A 3,047-nucleotide genomic window follows, 5' to 3' on the forward strand; every position below is an offset into this window, starting at 1 on the left:
GGCGGCCCCGTCGCCGCGCCGCGAGCGGCTCGCCGACCTGGCCGAGGCCGCGGGCCTGGTCGCGCTCGCGCCCCTGCTGCTGCTCGCCCTCGACGCGTTCCACGTGGCCGCGGATCTGGCGACCGACCTGGCGGCCCACGGGTGAGCGCCGCGAAGGCCGCGGTCGAGGCCGAGGCGTTCCACCGGCGCCGCCGGGTCGCCGCTTTCGCCCGCGGCTTCGGCGAGCCACCCACCCGCTCCCCGGTCCGGCTGGTCGCCGCGGGAGTCGCCGTGGGCTCGCTGCTCCTCCTCGGAGCGGCGGTACTCGGCGCGTTCGGCGGCCGGTGACGGCGCGCGGGACGGCGCGCGGGACGGCGCGCGCGAGGTGTGCGGGACCGCGCCGGAGCACCCGGCCGGACCGCGGAAATGACGAACGGCGCCGACTGCTGTCGGCGCCGTTCGATCTCCGGCGGAGGTAGGGGGATTCGAACCCCCGAGGGCTGTTAACCCAACCCGCTTTCCAAGCGAGCGCCATAGGCCACTAGGCGATACCTCCGCGGAGGAGGCTACCTTCCCGGGCCCGGTGGGCTGAAATCGCCCCGACACCTCCCGATAACGTCGCAGTCGTGCCGAGCTACCTGACGATCCGTCGCGACGCCGAGGCGGAGATCGAGGTGAAGCGCTCCCGCTTCCTGTGCACGCTGGAGCGGGTCGCCGACGAGGCGGCGGCGCGCGCCGTCGTGGACCGGCTGCGCCGCGAGCACTGGGACGCCCGGCACCACTGCTCGGCGTTCGTCCTGGGCCCGCCGCCGGTCCCGGTGGAGCGCTCGTCCGACGACGGCGAGCCCGCCGGCACCGCCGGGGCGCCGATGCTGGAGGTGCTGCGCGGCGGCGGCCTCTCCGACGTCGTCGCGGTGGTCACCCGCTGGTTCGGGGGCACGCTGCTCGGCGCCGGCGGGCTCGTCCGCGCGTACGGCGACGCGGTCCGCGAGGCGGTCGCCGAGGCGGGGACGCTGCGCCGCTCCCTGGTCCGCGAGCACCTGCTGGTCCTCGACCACGCCGACGCCGGCCGCGTCGAGTCGGACCTGCGCGCCCGCGGGGTGGTCGTCCTCGACACCGGGTACGCCGACCGGGTCACGCTGCGGCTCGGCGTACCGCCGGAGGAGGAGGCGCGGCTGGCGACCGCGCTGGCCGAGCTGACCGCCGGCGCTTCGACGACCGCGGTGGTGGGGGAGCGCTGGGTGGACGCCCCGGCGTGAGGCCCGGTGCGGGACCGGGTGTCGGCGCTGATTCAGGGCCGCGACCCCCTGTCGTCTATGGTTGGCGCCAACCCCCCGTGTGGCGGCACCTCACCCAACTCCCCCAGGGCCGGAAGGCAGCAAGGGTAAGTGGGCTCTGTCGGGTACATGGGGGGCCTTAATTTTTCCGCCCGGATCGGGCCGGCCGGGACCGCGTCAGGGACCGCGTCCGGGACCTCGGCCCGCGTCGGGGGAGACCGCCTGCGGCCTGTCGGGGGCGGTGGTTAGGGTTCAGGAGTGGACTCGCCGCTCGCCCTCTACCGCCGCTACCGGCCCGAGACCTTCGCCGAGGTGATCGGGCAGGAGCACGTCACCGAGCCGCTGCGCGCCGCCCTCGCGAACAACCGCGTCAACCACGCCTACCTGTTCTCGGGTCCGCGCGGCTGCGGCAAGACCACCAGCGCCCGGATCCTGGCCCGAGCGCTGAACTGCGAGAAGGCGCCGATCGCCGACCCGTGCGGGGAGTGCGAGAGCTGCCGCGACCTGGCCCGCGGCGGCCCCGGGTCCATCGACGTGATCGAGATCGACGCGGCCTCCCACGGTGGCGTCGACGACGCCCGCGACCTGCGTGAGAAGGCGTTCTTCGCGCCGGTGAAGAGCCGCTACAAGGTCTACATCATCGACGAGGCCCACATGGTCACCACGCAGGGCTTCAACGCCCTGCTCAAGCTCGTCGAGGAGCCCCCGCCGCACCTGCGGTTCATCTTCGCCACCACCGAGCCGGAGAAGGTCATCCCGACCATCCGCTCGCGGACCCACCACTACCCGTTCCGGCTGATCCCGCCGCGGCTGCTCTCCTCCTACCTCTCCGAGCTGTGCGACAAGGAGCAGGTCGCGATCGAGCCCGCCGCGTTGCCGCTGGTCGTCCGCGCCGGCGCCGGCTCGGCCCGCGACACCCTCTCGGTCCTCGACCAGCTGCTCGGCGGCGCCGGCCCGGACGGCGTCACGTACGCCCTGGCCAGCGGCCTGCTCGGCTACACGCCCGACACGCTCCTGGACGACGTCGTGGACGCCTTCGCGGCGGGCGACGGCTCGGCCGTCTTCGGCGTCGTCGACCGGGTCATCGAGACCGGACAGGACCCGCGCCGGTTCACCGAGGACCTGCTCCGCCGGCTGCGCGACCTGGTGATCGTCGCCGCGGTGCCGGACGCCCCCGCCACCGGCCTGATCGACGTCGCCGCCGACCAGGCGGAGCGCCTGGTCGCCCAGGCGGCGCGGTTCGGCCGCGCCGACCTGACCCGCGCCGCCGACCTGGTCGCCGCCGGCCTCACCGACATGCGCGGCGCCACCGCGCCGCGGCTGCTGTTGGAGCTGATCTGCGCCCGGGTGCTCCTGCCCGGCGCCGACCACAGCACCGACGGCGTGATGGCGCGCCTGGACCGCCTCGAGCGCCGGATCGACATCAGCGGTACGCCGTCCGCGCCGGCCCACTCGCCGATGGCCGACGTGCCCGCGCAGGACCGCCGCCAGCCGTCGCGGCACGAACGTGCCGCGCCCGAGCGGCACGAGGCGCCCAGCGACCGCCCCGCACACGTCCCGTCGACCCCCGCCGCCCACGCCCAGCAGCCGCCCGCGGCGCCCGAGCCGGCCCCGGAGCCGGCCCCGGAGCCGGTGCTCTCGAGCTCCCCCGTCCGCCCCGCGGCCCCGGAGCCCCAGGCGCCGGCCGAGCAGCCGATCTCCAGCTCTCCCGCCCCGGCAGCCCCCGCCGCCCCCGCCGCGGCAGCACCGGCACCGGCGCCGGCAACCCCGGCCCCGGCCGCCCAGGAGCCC

At 76.2% G+C, this 3,047-nt stretch carries 3 protein-coding genes, 1 tRNA gene and 1 other RNA gene; 4 read left to right on the plus strand and 1 reads right to left on the minus strand.

What is annotated here, in order from left to right; all coding sequences use genetic code 11:
- Nucleotides 1-141 precede the first annotated feature (141 nt).
- Entirely contained in the window at nt 142-327 is a 186-nt protein-coding gene (locus ABLM29_RS22125; RefSeq protein ID WP_349716805.1) for a hypothetical protein, read from the plus strand.
- Nucleotides 328-449: 122 nt separating this feature from the next.
- On the opposite strand, the gene ABLM29_RS22130 is transcribed toward ABLM29_RS22125, so the two are convergent.
- A tRNA-Ser gene (locus tag ABLM29_RS22130) sits at nt 450-535 on the minus strand.
- A 70-nt stretch (nt 536-605) separates the two neighbouring features.
- On the opposite strand from ABLM29_RS22130, the gene ABLM29_RS22135 reads away from it, so the two are divergent.
- The 3 genes from ABLM29_RS22135 to ABLM29_RS22145 form a co-directional block, all read left to right on the plus strand.
- Complete coding sequence (locus ABLM29_RS22135) at nt 606-1,238, plus strand: YigZ family protein (RefSeq protein WP_349716807.1); 633 nt, start codon at nt 606-608, stop codon at nt 1,236-1,238.
- Nucleotides 1,239-1,307: 69 nt separating this feature from the next.
- An RNA gene (gene ffs, locus ABLM29_RS22140) (signal recognition particle sRNA small type) lies at nt 1,308-1,398 on the plus strand.
- 116 nt (nt 1,399-1,514) lie between these two features.
- A partial coding sequence (locus tag ABLM29_RS22145; protein WP_349716808.1) for a DNA polymerase III subunit gamma and tau occupies nt 1,515-3,047 on the plus strand: 1,533 nt, incomplete at its 3' end.

Origin of the sequence: Nocardioides sp. YIM 152588 (assembly GCF_040191335.1) — a bacterium.
Classification (GTDB): Bacteria; Actinomycetota; Actinomycetes; order Propionibacteriales; family Nocardioidaceae; genus Nocardioides.